This is a genomic window from Luteimonas chenhongjianii (genome assembly GCF_002327105.1).
GTDB lineage: Bacteria > Pseudomonadota > Gammaproteobacteria > Xanthomonadales > Xanthomonadaceae > Luteimonas > Luteimonas chenhongjianii.
The window spans coordinates 1,911,038-1,926,444 of sequence record NZ_CP023406.1 but is presented as its reverse complement, the minus strand read 5'-3'; the positions used below and the strand labels follow the sequence as shown (position 1 = coordinate 1,926,444).

Sequence of the window (15,407 nt, the reverse complement as noted above, 5' to 3'; positions counted from 1 at the left end):
GTGCCGTGGCGGCGGGCGCGTCCGCGGTCACCCAGCTGGCCGCGGCAGCGGCCTGGGGTCGGCAGCGTCATGTATCGGGTTCACGGGGAGCCCGAGTTCTTGCAGGCCCCGCGGCAGGGCGCCACGGCGGCCACCTCTATTCCCCTGCAAAACAAACGTTGGCGCCGGTTGCCGGATCGGCCGTGCTTGGCCTTCAGCGCACGCGCCATTTCCCGATGATTGGCGATCATCGTGCGGGTCTGCTCAGCTTGGACTTCACTGCCGAGCCAGTCCCCTTCGGAATATCGCGATCCCGTCGCTTCAATGCTTCCTCCTCGCCGTGGATGGTGTGATCCACCCAAGGCCTCGGCATACAGATCGTCGGTCATTACGTCGAGTTTGCGGAAGTCCGCTTCCAGCCGTCACGGGTGCGCCGATGCTCGTCATCGTCGGCCTTGCTGTCAGCGCTGCTGGCAGCGCTGCGGGCAGTCGTGGTGGACGTCGTCCGCTGATGGTCGACGCCGTTGTCGACGTGGACGCTGGGGACGTGGAAGCGTGGTCTTTTCCACCATCCTTGCTGGAGGTGCCCAGCAACCGCTCCGTCTCGGCCAGGTTGCGGTGCTGTCGGCCAGCAGGGTCTCTGCGTAACTGCGCACCTCGGGCTTCATGTTTTTCCTGTCGAGCGCATGCCGGGCCGCCCTGATCTCGTGGCGCTCGATGTCCGCCACTTTCTCCAGCGCCTTGTGATCGAACCCTGGGAGTGCGCCATCGGCCGTGATGGTGATGTCACCCGCCGTGGCCTGAGCGGCCGTGGAACCGCTGTCGGCGGTAGCCGCGAGCACGGTACTGGGCAGGCGCGGTGCTGCTGGCAGCGGACGAGCCGGTGGGCAGTGGTCGACAGTCTTGTCATCTCTCTTGCCATCACAGGCGACGAGGACGACCGCAATAGCTGCAGCAAGCAGAGTCGGTGCGATCTGCAATTGCTAGGCCTCAGTGAAAATGGAGGCGTCCCGGATGCAGGAGCGACGCGCCGAACGACGCGTGTGGTGGCGGCGGGCTTGCCGCCGATCCTGAGTCGTTTCCCGCGTTCACGACCCCGCACCGCAGGAGGCGCAAGATCGACACGCCCGCTGCTCGGAGGCCGCGTATGCATACCGTCGAGACCGTGCTTGTGGTGCTGATGCTCGGCGCGATCACCGGCATCGTCGCGCGCTACATGCGCGGCATCCCGCTGCCGCTGATCCAGATCGCGCTGGGCGCGGCGGTGTCGCTGCCGCAGCGCGGCCTGCACATCGCCTTCGATCCCGAGCTGTTCCTGCTGCTGTTCATCCCGCCGCTGCTGTTCTCCGACGGCCGCCGCATCCCCAAGCGCGAGTTCTTCGCGCTGTACAAGCCGATCCTGCTGCTGTCGCTGGGGCTGGTGCTGTTCACGGTGATCGGTCTGGGCTATGTCGTGAACTGGCTGATCCCGAGCATCCCGCTGTCGGTGGCCTTCGCCCTGGCCGCGGTGGTGTCGCCGACCGATGCGGTGGCGGTCAGCGCGATCACCCGCAACCTCGGCATGCCGTCGCACACCCTGCATGTGCTCGAAGGCGAGTCGATGCTCAACGATGCGTCGGGCCTGGTGGCGCTGAAGTTCGCGGTCGCCGCGGCGCTGACCGGTGCGTTCTCCTGGACCGAGGTCGCCCGCGACTTCATGTGGATCGCGATCGGTGGCCTGGGCATCGGCGCCCTGCTCGGCTGGGGGTTTTCGGTGGCCCGCGACCGGGTCACGCGGCGCCTGGGTGACCTGGCCGCAACGCAGATGGTGCTGCTGCTGTGGCTGCTGCCGTTCCTGGCCTACATCGTCGGTGAGCGCATCGGCGTCTCCGGGATCCTGGCCGCGGTGGCGGCCGGCGTCACCACCAATTTCACCGAACTCAACCGCAGCAACTTCGTTGCCGAACGCATGCAGTCGCAGGGCACCTGGACCATCATCGAGGCAGCCTTCAACGGCGCCATCTTCCTGCTGCTGGGCCTGCAGCTGCCGACCGTCATCGGCGTGACCCTGGAGGAGGCGGGCCCGCACTGGTGGCTGCCGATCGTGTACGCGGCATGCATCTCGATCGCGCTGTTGCTGCTGCGCTGGATCTGGCTCACCCTCGGCGTGCAGGGCAGCCTGTTGCGTGCGCACCTGGAGGGCAAGATGACCGAGCGGCCGTCGCGGCTGCTGACCGTGGTGTCGACCCTGGCCGGTATCCGCGGCGCGGTGACCCTGGCGGCCGCACTGTCGCTGCCGCTGATGCTCAATGACGGCCAACCGTTTCCGGCCCGCAATCTGGTGATCTTCCTGGCCACCGGCACCATCCTCTTCACCCTGGTGGTCGGCAGCATCGGCCTGCCGCTGCTGCTCCGGCGGCTGCCGCACCAGGGCGTACCGAGCGTGGTCACCGAGGAACGCAATGCGCGGGTGGCCGCGTTCAAGGCCGCGATCGCCAGCATGGTGCTGGACAAGGACCAGGTGCAGTCGGCCGATCCGCACTGGCTGGCCGAGTACCAGGAGTCGGCCGGCCTGCTGACCCAGGAGTACCGGCGCCGGATCGACATGCTGCTGCCCGAGGCCATGGACACCGTCGAGGCGCAGGCCGAATCGCCCGAGGTCACGCGACGGCGGCACGAGCGTTACGTGGTGGAGATGGAACTGCGGTTGCGGGCTCTGCGGGTGGAACGCGACGCGCTGTATGCCGAGCGCCAGAAGCAGCACATCAACGACGAATCGCTGCGCAAGCTGGTGTCGGAGCTCGACCTGAGCGAAGTGGCCATGACCAGGCGCCTGGCCATGGCGCGGGAAGCCGCCGCAGTCTCAGCGGAGGCCGCAGCATCCGACCAGGAGACCGACGCGGACAGCTGAGCGCCGGGTCCCCGGCGGGCCGACGTGGGCAGCCGTCAGGGACAACTCCACCGTTCAACGCCCGTCCCCTGGCCCGCAGTGCTGCCAACTTCCCGTGCGCTGCGTGACCACGTCGGGAGCCGACGGACCAGGCGCAATCCCCTCACGATGCACGCATCCCACCTCCGGACCTTGCCCGCAGGACGACCCGATGACCGCCACGCTCAGGCTGTACTTGATGTCGCTGGATCCCGGCGGGGTGGGATTCCGCATGGGCCTGCGCGTGATGCTGACCCTGGCGATGGTGTGCCTGGTTCTGTGGGCGCTGGATCACTGGATTCCCCTGCATGCCCCGTCTTATGTACTCGGCATGATCACGGCCATCCAGAGCGCCATCCAGGTCAGGGACCGGACGCGCGCAGACCGTGCCCTTACACGGTTCTACGCCGCTCTGGGCGGATTCGCTGCAATCGCCGGCATTGCGGCTGCGGGAGCGTCCCTGCTGCGCATCGACGCATTGCTGCTGGTGACCGTCTTCCTTGCCACCTGCGCACGCCGCCTGGGTCCCCGCTGGCAGGCGGTGGGCATGTTCGCCTTCATGTGCGCGGTGGTCGGCTCGTTCCTGAAAGCGCCGGAAGCGCAGCTGCCGCAGATCGCGCTGGTGCTGGGCGTGTCCGGGCTGGTCGCGCACCTGGTCCAGAGCTACCTGATGCCGACCCGGCCGCCGCGCGCATTCCGACGGGTGGTGACCGCGACCACCGACATCTCCCGGCAGTTGCGACACATGCTCGGAACGCTCCAGGCGGACCAGCGCGACCTGCACTGGAAGGAGGCCTTGGGGCTTGCCCGTCGGCTGCGCAGCGATATCCGCATGTGCCTGGACTACCTGCCCATGCAACTGGAGGGGCCCGGCGCCGAGGCAACCCGCGCTGTGACGCTGCGGCTGCTGGATCTCCAACTGGCATTGGAGAGCGCGCTCTACTGCGCATCGAGCCAAGCCTCGCGCCGTCCCGATGCCCACGCAGCCGTCGCGCGGCAGTTGCAGACCATGCAGGAGGCGGAAACCGGGCTCGCAACGGCCGTTGCCACCTTGCCGGCCACCTTTCCCGACGGGGCGGGCCCGGCCGGTGGTGCCGCGGCCGGCGCCACGCCCTGGCCCGAGCGCGGCCAGTGGCTCGAGGACCCGCAGTTGCGCATCGCCATCCAGGCCACCCTGGCCTGCGCGATCGCCATGGTCGGCGGCCGCCTGATCTCCTCCGATCGCTGGTTCTGGGCGGTGCTGGCGGCCTTCCTGGTCTTCATGAACACGCAGAACACAGGCGCGGTCACGGTCCGTGCCCTGAACCGGGCGATGGGCACCCTGGCGGGCATCGTCGTGGGCATCGGGCTCGCCACACTGCTCGGCGGCGACCTGTACCTGACGGTGTTGCTGGTGGCGCTGTCGGTGTTCGGCGTCGTCTACCTGGCACGCATCTCCTATGCCGGGATGAATATCTGCATCAACGTCGCGATCGCGCTGGCCTACGGCCTGGTCGGCATCTTCACGCCCAGACTGCTGGTGCTGCGGCTGGAGGAAACGGTCATCGGCGCCGCCGCCGGCATCTTCTGTGCGCTGGCGGTCCTGCCGATCGGCACGCATCGCGCCGTGGAACAGGCCAAGAACCGTCTGCGGGCCGCGCTGCAGGAGTTGCTGGAAGCGCTGGCTGGCGTGGCTTCCGACGACGCCGCCAGAAGCTCCGTCCCGTCCGCTGCCCGCGCGGTGGACCTGGCCTTCGCTGCTGTCCTCAATGCCTACGAGCCGTTTCGCAGCGTCTGGCACTTCGGTACATCCCAAGCCAGCACCGACGAAGGCCTGCGGCGCAGCTATCTCCTAGCCCATGCCGCGCACCTGCTCGAACATGCCTTGCGCTATCGCGCCCCGACGCCCGCCGAAGCGCAGCAATTGCGCGCCGTCGCCGCGCGGCTGCAGGCCGTGCAGGACCCGGGGGGCACGGGGGACGCCGAAGCGTCCGCCGCCGCAGCCGAACGCCGGTTCGCCGAACGTCAGGCCGCCGCAGCGATTCCCGACGAGGCGGTCCGGCATGCCCTCCAGATCCTGTCGGAGAGCCTTGAGGAGGATGGGGCGAAAGGCCGGGTCGGCCCACTCGGGGATAGGGGCAGTGTGTGAAAAGGGTATCAATGCGAAGGTGCCAGGGACATCACGCGCAAACGGGGGCAGCGAACGGCGAACGGGGTCGGGTTCACGTCCTGCACTTCGCCTTGGCCTCAGCCGACCCATGGGTTCAGCACGCACCGGATGCGCATAAACCCGCGTTCGCAAGCTACGCCGACGGCAGGTGGATGACCCGGCTGAATATCGCTGGTCGGGCTGCGCGGCGAGCCTGGGGCTGCGGCCCCACTCCGCCCTCAGCCCGCAACCGGCGTGGCTCGCGCTCGGTTCCACCCCGACTGAGCGGTCGCACTGTTACCGGGCTCTCCTTCTCGACGCGCTCTCCGAGGACGCCTTGACCGAGATCCGCAACTCCCTGCAGCAACAACGCGCACGGGGCCGGACGACTTCCGCGCCACGGACGAAGCCAAGACCCGACGCTTCGCCGGCATCCGGCCGGCACACCGCTCGCGTCGGAACCCAGTCGATTGGGGGAACCTGACCCCGTTAACCACCCGCTCCGGGGGCCGGCGCGAGCAGCTGATGGCTGGGTCCCGCCGTAACGAAGTGAACAGGTTTGGAGGTCCCTGACACCTTTTCGTCACGCTTCCCCACCAGGACGCGGTTGATAACCTGAGTCGTCATGGACGGAACAAGTTTGCCGGGCCAGACATTGTTCCAACGCGCCTGGTGTCACGACTACGGATCACGCGACTGCAGGCAATTCCTGCCGGTGATCGCTTGACGGCCGGTTCACCAGGACACCGGCCACTGTGAGCGTGCCGTGTCGCCAGTAAGCGGTCGCCCGCAACCGATATGTCCTGGATACGTTCCGTATTTGGAGCTCGTCATGCGCACGATTCCGTTGGCGTTGCGGTATGGACTGGGGCTGTTCCTGTTGGCGGCCACCGCCCTTCCGCCGGTGGCGCAGGCCTGCTCGCGCCTCGTCTATCTGGGCGCGGACGACCAGGTCGTGACCGCCCGCTCCATGGACTGGGACGCTGAAATGCCGACCAATCTCTGGGCCTTCCCTCGGGGCATGCAGCGGTCGGGCGAAGTGGGCCCCAATTCGATCCGATGGACCTCCCGATACGGGAGTGTCATTGCAGCCACCTACGAGAATTCGACCGCCGACGGGATGAACGAAGCCGGGCTGGTCGCCAACGCGCTGTGGCTCGAGGAATCCTCCTATCCCGCCTTTGAAGGCAGCCGGCCGGGCCTCAGCATCGCCGCGTGGGCCCAGTACGTGCTGGACAATTTCGCCACGGTCCAGGAGGCGGTCCAAGCGCTCCAGGCCGAGCCTTTCATCCTCGTCAGCGGCAAACTCCCCGGCCTGGGCGGTGTTGCCACCGTCCATCTTTCGCTCTCCGATGCAGGCGGGGACAGCGCAATCATCGAGTATGTGGATGGCCGGCAAACCATCCACCACAGTCGCGCCTACCAGGTGATGACCAACTCGCCCGCATTCGAGAAGCAGCTGGCGATGCAGGAGTACTGGCAGGAGATCGGCGGCACGGTCTTTCTTCCAGGCACAAGCCGGGCGGCGGATCGCTTCGCGCGCGCCTCCTTCTATGTGCGCACCATCCCGAAGACGCCCAACCCGGTGAAGACGATCGCGAGCGTCTTCAGCGTGATCCGCAACGTCTCCGTGCCCTTCGGCATCAGCTCACCCGACGAGCCCAACATCGCATCGACCCGCTGGCGTACCGTCTCGGACCACAAGCGGCGGCGTTACTTCTTCGAGTCTGCGATCACGCCCAACGTCTTCTGGGTCGATGTGACCCAATTCGACTTCTCGCCTGCCACCGGACGCCCACTGAAGCTCGAGCTGGGTCCGGAGGAAAGCAACATCTATTCCGGCATGGTCAATGCGCAATTCAAGCCCACGGCGCCCTTCCGGTTTGCCGGGTTTCCCTGACCTCCTTCACCGGCGCTGGCGCGTCGAGGGGAAAGTCGGCGGAGGCAATGACTGCTGGAGAACCCTCGACAGCGGTCGGTAAATGTCCCCGCGTGGCACTCGTCCAACAACGGCACCGGCCCCATGAACCAGGATGTCATCTATCTGCTGCTGATCTTCGCGCTGCTGGTCATTCCGCGTGCGATGCAGCGATTCAGTGTGCCGGCACCCTTGACCTGCCTGGGCTTCGGCATCGGCGCGGTGCTGGGGCTGGGTGGCCATGCCCATGACCCGGTGGTGGACGTGCTGGCCATCCTGGGGATCTCCTCGCTGTTCCTGTTCGCCGGGCTGGACGTCGACCTCGCCCAGCTGCGCAAGGGCCTCGGGCCATTGCTGCTGTACCTGCTGATCCGCAGTGCCGCGCTGGTGGTCGTGGCCTGGCTGGCCTGGCACTACGGCCACCTGCCCTGGCAGGCGGCAGGCCTGCTGGCGCTGGCACTGCTGACGCCCTCGACCGGCTTCATCATGGATTCCCTGCCGCAGCTGGGGCTTACCGGGGAGGAAGAGTTCTGGGTCATCAACAAGGCCATCGCCGGTGAACTGTTCGCGCTGGTGATGATGTTCGTGGTGATGCAGGCCGACGACCCGATGCATCTGGGCATGTCCAGCCTGGTACTGGTCGCCATGCTGGTCGGCTTGCCCCTACTGTTCATCGGCCTGGGGCGCTGGGTGGTGCCGCATGCCCCGGGCTCGGAGTTCTCGCTGCTGGTGATGGTGGGCATGCTGGCGGCCTACATCACCTACTGGCTGGGGGTGTCGTACCTGGTGGGCGCCTTCATCGCCGGCCTCGTGGCGCGCCGGCTGCAGCGCGGGATGCCCCTGCTGGCCTCGCACGACAACCTGCACGCGCTGCGGCTGTTCTCCTCGTTCTTCGTTCCGTTCTATTTCTTCAACGCCGGCACCGAAGTGCCTGGCGATGCCCTGAGCCTGGAAGCACTCGGCTGGGGCGTGGTGATCACCCTGGTGGTGCTGCCGCTGCGCCTGGCCGGGATCATCCTGCAGCGCCGGCTGATCTTCGACGAGAGCCTGCGTTCCAGCATGCGCGTGGCCCTGGCGCTGTCACCGACCTTGATCTTTACCCTGGTGCTGGCCGCCGTGCTGCGCGAGCAGTTCGCCGTGCCAGAGGTGCTGTATGGCGCCCTGCTGTTCTACGCGGCCGTGACCACCCTGCTGCCATCGCTGGTGTTCCGCAGCGCGATGAGTGTGGATCCGCTTCAGAACGAGCGCAGCGGCGACAAGGCTGCTGCGCCGCCCAGGAAGGGCTGATGATGGACGGAAAGATCAGGCACGCCCAGGGCCAACACACGTTCGCGTCAATGTCGAAACCAGGACTCTGCATGTTGTGGGCATCGGGCCGGCGCACGGCCGCACCGGTCGACTAACTGGACCCGACTCGTTAGCGCCCACCGGACGACCTCGAGCGCGCCCAGCCTGCGTGCACCGACATGCAACCGCTACTCGTCCTGCACCGCCGCGATGCGGCCGTCCGCAATCTTCCACAGTCCCTCTTCGGTGGTCACGTAGAGCGGTTTGCCGCTCCACAGGCTCCAGAACACGTGCACCTCGGTCGCGACCGGATCCAGCAGATGGGTCATGATCATCGCCGCCGCATCACGAGCAGGGCTGAGGGTGATGCAGGTGTTTGTATACCGGCGCCAGTCGACCATCTCTGCACCTCGTGTTTCCACGCGAAACGAGCCGCCGATCGGAACTGCACCGCGTGACGGCGTGCGCAGCAGATACACGACCCATTCGTTGTCCTTGCTGGAGGGCAGCGTGATCGTGCCGTAGTTGCGCCCGCACCGGGGAAGGTCCACGTTGAGCGCTGTGCTGCGCGCCAATGCGGCCGCCGCTTCAGTGGCCGACAACGGTGATGGCTCGGGCAGCGCTGTGAGCGGGGACACCAACGTGCCATCCGCCGCCACCGTGGCCCGGTACAGCGCCGCGGGTGTCGCGTCGATCACGGTCACCACGACCTGTCCATTGCGGCCTTCCGTGATCTCGCCCGCGATGCGGCGATCCCGAAGCATAGCGCGGTTCTCCTGCATCACGTCCTGCACGGTCGCCAACGCGCGTGCATGCTGGTACAGGACCCGACCATTGGCTTCAGCGGCCGCAATATCCGATGCGTAGGCGCGGTCGTCCACCTGCTGGGCCAGAACCGGCGCTGCGAGGGCCAGAAGCCCGGTCAGCACGGCCATCCCGAGCCATCGGTAGGTAACGGCAGCGGTGCACGGATCTAGTTGGGTAGCCATTCTCTTCCCCTAGTTGGATGTGGATGTTGGCAAGCGCGATGATGCCTGGACTTACATTTCCGGCGGGCGGCCGAACGGGGTCATGTTCACTTTCCCCGACGCTTCGATCGTTTGATCGGCCAGCCTTCTGCGGAGTCCACCGATGCGCGCGCCGCGTCCGGAGTGCCACGCTGACCCGAATGGCTCGCCTGCCCCGCCTCGATCTGCCCGACATTCCGCAGCACATCGTGCAGCGCGGCAACAATCGCCTGCCGTGCTTCCTCGACGATGGTGACCACCTGCGGTATCTGCAGGCCCTGCAGGAGGCGCTGATGGCGACCGGCGTGCAGCTGCATGCCTACGTTCTGATGGACAACCACGAGCATTTATTGGCCACGCCGACCACAGCTGGCGATATCGGGCGACTCATGCAGCGGCTTGGACGCCAGTACGCCGGTTTGTTCAATGCCCGTCACCGTCGCACCGGCACGCTTTGGGAGGGCCGCTACAAGTCGTGTCTTGTCGATAGCGAGCGTTACGTGCTGACCTGCCAGCGCTACATCGAACTCAATCCAGTACGTGCCCGCATCACCGACGATGCGGCCGCCTGGCGCTGGTCCAGTTGCGCCGCCCATCTGGGCCAACGCAACGGATCGATGCTGACGCCCCACCCGGCCTGGCTGGCACTCGATACCGATCCGTTAATGCGTGCACGCCGTTGGCGGGAGATGCTCGACGAAGCCGTGAACGGAGAAGACCTCACCGCGATCCGCGAGTACCTGCAACAACAGCGCGCCTGGGGCCGCGACGATTTCCGCGCCATGGTCGAAGCCAAAACCAGACGTTTCGCTGGCGTCCGTCCTGCTCATCGACCAAGCAAGACGGATAGGTGAACCTGACCCCGTTACTCCCCCGCATCGCTCATCAAAGCGGAGAAGTGCCACCTGGCACCGTTGTGCGACGATCCGCCTTGCAGCCCGTGCCCGCTCGGGGCACCGTTGCAGCAGCGCAGCCATCATCCACCCGGCTGCAGACGCATTGACCCAGGAACCGCTTTTTCGAGGGAGACAGGCACCATGCAGATCGGAGTGATCGGCCTTGGCCGGATGGGCGGCAATATCGCGCGTCGTTTGATGCGCGGCGGCCACGACGTCGTGGGCTTCGACCAGAACACGGCAGCCACCAGCGCGCTGGCTGATGAAGGCATCGCAGTCACCAGGTCGCTCGACGAGCTGGCCGCCCGACTGCGGGAACCCCGTATTTTCTGGATCATGCTGCCGGCGGGCGCCACTACCGAGTCCACGATCGAGGCGCTGATTCCGCTTGCCGCGCCCGGCGACATCTTCATCGACGGCGGTAACAGCTTCTACAAGGACGACATCCGCCGGGCCAAGGCCTGCGCCATGCAACATCTCCACTATGTCGATGTCGGCACCTCGGGCGGCGTCTGGGGGCTGGAACGCGGCTACTGCATGATGATCGGCGGCGAGAAAGCGGTGGTCGAACGTCTCGATCCGATCTTCGAAACGCTGGCACCGGGCCATGGCGAGTTGCTCCGTACCCGCGGCCGCAGCGGCCCCGTCAAACCGTCCGAGCGCGGTTACATCCATGCGGGACCCGCCGGCGCAGGCCACTTCGTCAAGATGGTCCACAACGGCATCGAGTACGGTCTGATGCAGGCCTACGCCGAGGGCTTCGACATCCTCAAGGGCAAGGCATCGGAGAAGCTGCCCGAGGAGGAGCGGTTCGATATCGATCTGGCGGAGGTTGCGGAGGTCTGGCGGCGGGGCAGCGTGATCTCCTCGTGGCTGCTCGACCTGTGCGCATCGGCCCTTGCCGATGACCCGCGTCTCGCCGGATTCTCGGGAAACGTCTCCGACTCCGGCGAAGGTCAGTGGACGATCGACGCCGCGATGGAAGAGGCCGTGCCCGCCTACGTGCTCTCTGCCGCGTTGTTTGCCCGCTATCGCAGCCGCGTCGATACCACCTTCGGCGATCAGCTGCTGTCGGCGATGCGCTTCGGCTTCGGTGGGCATGTCGAGATGCCGCAGTAATCGACAACGGTCCAGGGACATGCCGGAAACCCGCACGGCACACGCTCACGCAGTAGCCCGGGCCGGCGCATGTGACCGCTAAGACGTGCGGTCGCCATCTGGCGCGGCCCGCCGGACGAAGCGCTGGCCGGACAGCTGTTCGACGGGATCCGCGAGTCTCTGCGACCGCGCGCCAAGGGCCGCGACGACTTCAGCGTAATCGTCGAACCCAGGACCCGCCGCGCTGCAGGTACCTGCGCGGCGCATCTGACGTAACGGAGCCGGGTTTACTTCTCTGACACAGCATCCGCATGTTCGACGCGTGCCAAGCGGGATTCGCTGATCAAAGCCAAGCAACTGACGCTTCACGCTGGCCGGCATGGCCCGCCTACCCCGCTTTGATCTCCCCGGCATTCCCCAGCACGTCGTGCAGCGTGGCAACAACAGGTTGCCGTGCTTTCTCGACGATGACGACCGGCTGCACTACCTCACCCTGCTGCGGGACGCTTTGCTTGCCACCGGCGTTCAACTGCACGCCTACGTGCTGATGGACAACCACGTGCATCTGCTGGCCACGCCCGCAGCCGCCGGGGACATCGCCCGATGCATGCAGCGGCTCGGGCGGCAGTATGTCGGCCAGTTCAACGCCCGCCACCGCCGCACCGGCACGCTCTGGGAAGGCCGCTACAAGGCATGCCTTGTCGACAGCGAGCGTTACCTGCTGACCTGCCAGCGCTATATCGAACTCAACCCCGTGCGCGCGCGCATCATCGATGATCCCGCCGCCTACCGATGGTCAAGTTGCGCGGCCCATCTGGGACAGCGCACCCGCTCGTTGCTCAGCCCACACCCTGCGTGGCAAGCGCTTGGCGAGAACACGCAAGCACGCGCCCAGGCGTGGCGGGGGCTTCTGGACGAAGCCATCGGCCACGACGAGTTGGCCGAGATCAGGTGCTACCTCCAGCAACAGCGCGCATGGGGCCGCGACGACTTCCGCGCCATGGTGGAAGCAAAGACAGAACGCTTCGCCGGCGTTCGTCCTGCTCATCGACCGAGCAAGGCGGATAAGTGAACCTGCTCCCGTTATTGGAAGGACAAATGAACCTGGCACCGTTACTTCCGCTATTCGCACTCACCCGATATCGGACGAGGTGGGCACGGACACCAGCCCGCCCAGCCGGCACCCTCAGGCAGCGACCACGTTCATGCCATCGTAGTCGGCAATCTCGAACTGCTCGGCGATGGCGTAAAGCGCTTCAACCCTTGCCTGCAGCGATTCCGGGGTGTGCTGCTCGAGTTTGTCCACCTGCAGGTAGAAGAACGGATCCTCTTCGCCGTCCGGCTCGGTGATGCCGACCACCGTATAGCCCAGCGACTCCATGTGTTGCGCCACCGGAAGCAGCGCTTCGCCATCCTCGTCGACGAAGAAGTACGACCAGCGGCAGACCTCGTCGATGCTCCAGCTCTCGCCCGCCTCGATGTTCTTCTGCCGCGTGTCGGAGAAAAACGCCTGCATCATTTCCTTTGTAATCATGAAACCGGGCACGCCGTGCTGGCGCCTGGATGTGGCGCAGGGCGAGTATCGGGCATCGGCTGCTGTCTGCCTACCGGGGCGTAATGGGTAACGGAGTCCGCTTACGGGCTCGCAAGCGGGTCAGGTTCACCGCCCCTGCAAGCCCGGCACAAGATACTGACTCCCGACCGACCCGGTAAGTGAACCTGACCCCGTTAGCCCGAAATCCTCGCCCTGGAACTAGGCGATCTGGTCTGAATGCTTAGCCACCTTGCCGGCGGTGGTGCGGACCGCCTGCAGGGCCGTGGGCACCCAGAGGCCGGTCTCGACGAAGGCGTCGAACAGCGGGTCGCCCTGGCGTCAGCCGATGTTGAAGTCGCCCAGCACCAGCAGGTTGGGCTCCTCGCGGCTCTGCCCGCTGCGGGCGGGCGAGCGCAGCTCCTTCGCCCCGTACGCGGCGAAGCGCTGCAGCTCGGGCAGGCGGTCAGCCGGTACTTCGCGGCGCCGATGACTGTAGAGCTTGGCACGTTCACCCCAGTCGCTAGTTCCGGACAACCGGTTAACAAGGCCACCACGGGGAGCAGCGCAATCTAAGGAGGCACCCCACTGCCGAAGTTCACATTCGGCCAACGGCAGATTCATCAGTCGACAACTGAGCGCCAAGAGCTTTGGCAGGTAGCACGCATGGCGGACATCGTCTCTCCGGAAGTGCGGTCACGAATGATGGCTTCCATAAAAGGGAAGGACACCAAGCCCGAGATGCTGGTGAGGCAATATCTGCACGGAAGAGGCTTCCGATACAGCCTTTCCAGCAAGCGCCTTCCGGGGAAGCCTGATCTGACGCTATCGCGGCACAACGTCGTGGTGCTGGTCCACGGCTGCTATTGGCACGGACACCAAGGCTGCAGGTATGCCACGACGCCGACCACACGCGCCGAATTCTGGAGAGGCAAGATCATGGCCAACCGGGAACGCGATGCCAGAGTTCTTTCCGAGCTGCGCGCTCGAGGTTGGCGCACCTCGGTCGTTTGGGAATGTGCGCTCAAGCAATCCGCGGAGCCTGCTCTGGGCAGACTCGAACAGTTCATTCTCTCTACGGAGACCGAGATCGAGATCAGCTCGGTCAACCGCTCATGAAGGAATGAACCACACGCGCAATCTGCGTCGCCATCCAGGGAGGGACTGCATTGCCGACCTGCCTGAATTGTGCCCCCCTTGATCCTTCGAAAAAGTAGTTGTCAGGGAACGTTTGCAAGCGAGCAGCCTCTCGGACAGACAGGCTTCTCAACTGGCTGGCGTCGGGGTGTATGAAATAGTGCCCGTCTTTCGACAGGTGACTGGTAACAGTGGAACTCGGGGCCCCAGCCAGCTGGACCTTGAACCGGTCTATGAACTTTCCGCTCTGCCAGTTGCTGTGCTCTGGATGAAGAGACTCGGGAAACTCTGTCGCGCCCCGTGGCGAACGGCCATGAACCTCGGCAAATGCCGCCGCAAATGCATATCTGACCAGATCTGCACTCATGTGCGCCCGCACTTCGTGGTTGAGGATCACGTCCAGCCGATCATCCGTGAGCCACGCCTTGAGGTGTGACGGCACCTCGTCGCTCGTGGCAGTCTTCGGCACCCTCTTTCCTCCTCTGCCCGGATCTGTCTTGCGGATCCGCCTTGCGTGCGAGCTCAACGCACCCGTCACCCTGCCGTCGTAGGTCGCGCTGCCGGCGTCCCGGAGCAGCTCCTGGGCAAGATCGCTCCAGCACGAAACCTCCAAGTCCGTCACTCCGCTCCGCAACCTCGGCAATCCGGAGATAACGTCTCCAACGCTGCATCTGTCGGAACTCGGAACGAGCAAGTCACCTTTCGACAGGTCTGTCCCCTCGGCCAACCCTAGGAGGACTACGCGATGTCTTGCTTGGGGGACGCCCAACTCCTCCGCGCGAAGGACATATGTCCTGCCAAGCCCCGTCCCCCGAGCATCGCGACTTGGCACCAGCAATGGGACGATTTCGTATTTGTGCCCCTTCTTCCCGCCAGCCTTCTGCAAGTCCTCGAGGATTCGAGGGAACATGAGTTCGCCACCCACCGTCGACGACAGGATCCCCTTGACGTTCTCCATGACGAACGCCGCTGGCCTGAACTCGTTGAGAATCTTCAGGTAGTGACGGTAGAGGAAGTGCCGATGATCTTCTTCTGCCTTGTAGCCAGCCACGCCCGCGTTACGCGACCGCCCCACGAGCGAGTAGGCCTGGCACGGAGGGCCGCCGACCAGCACCCACGGCTCGCCCCTCTTGCTCAAACTGCTGATGTGACGATGCAGATGCTCATCGTCCGCCTCATTCCCCAGAGTCAGCTGCCGAGCCTCCTCGCCGGCCCGTTCCCACTCTGCAAGAGTGGCGTCCGTCCACGGTGCAGCGCTGCGTCCTGCGACGTAGTCGTAGTAGCTCTGGGGGGCGTGGCCAGTCGCGAACTGCCTGAAGAAGGCACGAAGCCTCAGCGTTCGCGCAGCACTGGACTCCATTTCCGCCGATATGCTGATGCGATAGGGCGCAATTGGCGAGCCTCGCGGGCACGTGAAGGCAGAGAAGCCCTCCCCGAGTCCACCAGGACCCGCAAAGATGTCTACTACAGGGATGGTCATGACAATTCAGGATCCGGATCAGCCGCGCGAGGACCGAC

The 15,407-nt window shown here is 65.6% G+C and carries 15 protein-coding genes; 8 read left to right on the top strand and 7 right to left on the bottom strand.

The genetic code is table 11. The annotated features are described in order from the left end of the window. Positions 1-80 precede the first annotated feature (80 nt). A complete protein-coding gene (locus tag CNR27_RS15280) occupies positions 81-368 on the bottom strand; it encodes a hypothetical protein (RefSeq protein ID WP_157745355.1) in 288 nt (95 codons plus the stop codon). Between the two features lie 72 nt (positions 369-440). Next, positions 441-959: a hypothetical protein gene (locus tag CNR27_RS15275; RefSeq protein WP_157745353.1), complete on the bottom strand. Its 519-nt coding sequence runs from the start codon at positions 957-959 to the stop codon at positions 441-443. Between the two features lie 167 nt (positions 960-1,126). On the opposite strand from CNR27_RS15275, the gene CNR27_RS08810 reads away from it, so the two are divergent. The 4 genes from CNR27_RS08810 (at position 1,127) to CNR27_RS08795 (ending at position 8,220) form a co-directional block, all read left to right on the top strand. Further along, complete coding sequence (locus CNR27_RS08810) at positions 1,127-2,869, top strand: Na+/H+ antiporter (protein WP_096298030.1); 1,743 nt, start codon at positions 1,127-1,129, stop codon at positions 2,867-2,869. Between the two features lie 250 nt (positions 2,870-3,119). Further along, the gene (locus tag CNR27_RS08805; RefSeq protein WP_157745350.1) at positions 3,120-5,015 is read left to right on the top strand and encodes an FUSC family protein; all 1,896 of its coding nucleotides are present in this window, start codon (positions 3,120-3,122) and stop codon (positions 5,013-5,015) included. Positions 5,016-5,847: 832 nt separating this feature from the next. After that, positions 5,848-6,915 (top strand): linear amide C-N hydrolase, encoded by a 1,068-nt coding sequence (locus CNR27_RS08800; protein ID WP_096300468.1) that lies wholly within the window; start codon positions 5,848-5,850, stop codon positions 6,913-6,915. 123 nt (positions 6,916-7,038) lie between these two features. Beyond that, positions 7,039-8,220, top strand: coding sequence for a cation:proton antiporter (locus tag CNR27_RS08795; RefSeq protein ID WP_096298026.1), 1,182 nt, complete (start codon positions 7,039-7,041; stop codon positions 8,218-8,220). 188 nt (positions 8,221-8,408) lie between these two features. Here CNR27_RS08795 and CNR27_RS08790 read toward each other — a convergent pair whose 3' ends face one another. Beyond that, entirely contained in the window at positions 8,409-9,155 is a 747-nt protein-coding gene (locus tag CNR27_RS08790) for a hypothetical protein (RefSeq protein WP_096298024.1), read from the bottom strand. A gap of 140 nt (positions 9,156-9,295) precedes the next feature. After that, on the bottom strand, positions 9,296-9,544 hold the full coding sequence (locus CNR27_RS15720; RefSeq protein WP_245815826.1) for a hypothetical protein: 249 nt from the start codon (positions 9,542-9,544) through the stop codon (positions 9,296-9,298). On the opposite strand from CNR27_RS15720, the gene CNR27_RS08785 reads away from it, so the two are divergent. The 3 genes from CNR27_RS08785 to CNR27_RS08775 all read left to right on the top strand — a co-directional run bounded on the left by CNR27_RS08785 (position 9,437) and on the right by CNR27_RS08775 (position 12,293). After that, on the top strand, positions 9,437-10,081 hold the full coding sequence (locus CNR27_RS08785) for a transposase (RefSeq protein WP_342744096.1): 645 nt from the start codon (positions 9,437-9,439) through the stop codon (positions 10,079-10,081). The genes CNR27_RS15720 and CNR27_RS08785 overlap by 108 nt on opposite strands. Before the next feature lie 144 nt (positions 10,082-10,225). Next, entirely contained in the window at positions 10,226-11,242 is a 1,017-nt protein-coding gene (gene gnd / locus CNR27_RS08780; protein ID WP_281253082.1) for a phosphogluconate dehydrogenase (NAD(+)-dependent, decarboxylating), read from the top strand. A gap of 358 nt (positions 11,243-11,600) precedes the next feature. Then, complete coding sequence (locus tag CNR27_RS08775) at positions 11,601-12,293, top strand: transposase (RefSeq protein ID WP_096298019.1); 693 nt, start codon at positions 11,601-11,603, stop codon at positions 12,291-12,293. A gap of 114 nt (positions 12,294-12,407) precedes the next feature. Here the strand turns inward: CNR27_RS08775 and CNR27_RS08770 are convergent, their stop codons facing one another. Next, positions 12,408-12,740, bottom strand: a complete 333-nt coding sequence (locus CNR27_RS08770) for a ribonuclease E inhibitor RraB (protein WP_157745347.1) — start codon at positions 12,738-12,740, stop codon at positions 12,408-12,410. Positions 12,741-13,094: 354 nt separating this feature from the next. Next, positions 13,095-13,289 (bottom strand): hypothetical protein, encoded by a 195-nt coding sequence (locus tag CNR27_RS08765; protein WP_096298015.1) that lies wholly within the window; start codon positions 13,287-13,289, stop codon positions 13,095-13,097. Between the two features lie 129 nt (positions 13,290-13,418). Between CNR27_RS08765 and CNR27_RS08760 the strand changes: the two genes are divergently transcribed. After that, positions 13,419-13,871, top strand: coding sequence for a very short patch repair endonuclease (locus tag CNR27_RS08760; protein ID WP_096298013.1), 453 nt, complete (start codon positions 13,419-13,421; stop codon positions 13,869-13,871). On the opposite strand, the gene CNR27_RS08755 is transcribed toward CNR27_RS08760, so the two are convergent. Beyond that, the gene (locus CNR27_RS08755; protein WP_096298011.1) at positions 13,858-15,369 is read right to left on the bottom strand and encodes a DNA cytosine methyltransferase; all 1,512 of its coding nucleotides are present in this window, start codon (positions 15,367-15,369) and stop codon (positions 13,858-13,860) included. The genes CNR27_RS08760 and CNR27_RS08755 overlap by 14 nt on opposite strands. Between the last annotated feature and the right edge of the window lie 38 nt (positions 15,370-15,407).

Bases quoted from the DNA above. Each gene is read 5' to 3' on its own strand.
- CNR27_RS15280 (WP_157745355.1), bottom strand. From the start codon at position 368: ATGACCGACGATCTGTATGCCGAGGCCTTGGGTGGATCACACCATCCA.
- CNR27_RS08810 (WP_096298030.1), top strand. From the start codon at position 1,127: ATGCATACCGTCGAGACCGTGCTTGTGGTGCTGATGCTCGGCGCGATC.
- CNR27_RS08805 (WP_157745350.1), top strand. From the start codon at position 3,120: ATGGGCCTGCGCGTGATGCTGACCCTGGCGATGGTGTGCCTGGTTCTG.
- CNR27_RS08800 (WP_096300468.1), top strand. From the start codon at position 5,848: ATGCGCACGATTCCGTTGGCGTTGCGGTATGGACTGGGGCTGTTCCTG.
- CNR27_RS08795 (WP_096298026.1), top strand. From the start codon at position 7,039: ATGAACCAGGATGTCATCTATCTGCTGCTGATCTTCGCGCTGCTGGTC.
- CNR27_RS08790 (WP_096298024.1), bottom strand. From the start codon at position 9,155: ATGGCCGTGCTGACCGGGCTTCTGGCCCTCGCAGCGCCGGTTCTGGCC.
- CNR27_RS15720 (WP_245815826.1), bottom strand. From the start codon at position 9,544: ATGCAGCTGCACGCCGGTCGCCATCAGCGCCTCCTGCAGGGCCTGCAG.
- CNR27_RS08775 (WP_096298019.1), top strand. From the start codon at position 11,601: ATGGCCCGCCTACCCCGCTTTGATCTCCCCGGCATTCCCCAGCACGTC.
- CNR27_RS08770 (WP_157745347.1), bottom strand. From the start codon at position 12,740: ATGATGCAGGCGTTTTTCTCCGACACGCGGCAGAAGAACATCGAGGCG.
- CNR27_RS08760 (WP_096298013.1), top strand. From the start codon at position 13,419: ATGGCGGACATCGTCTCTCCGGAAGTGCGGTCACGAATGATGGCTTCC.
- CNR27_RS08755 (WP_096298011.1), bottom strand. From the start codon at position 15,369: ATGACCATCCCTGTAGTAGACATCTTTGCGGGTCCTGGTGGACTCGGG.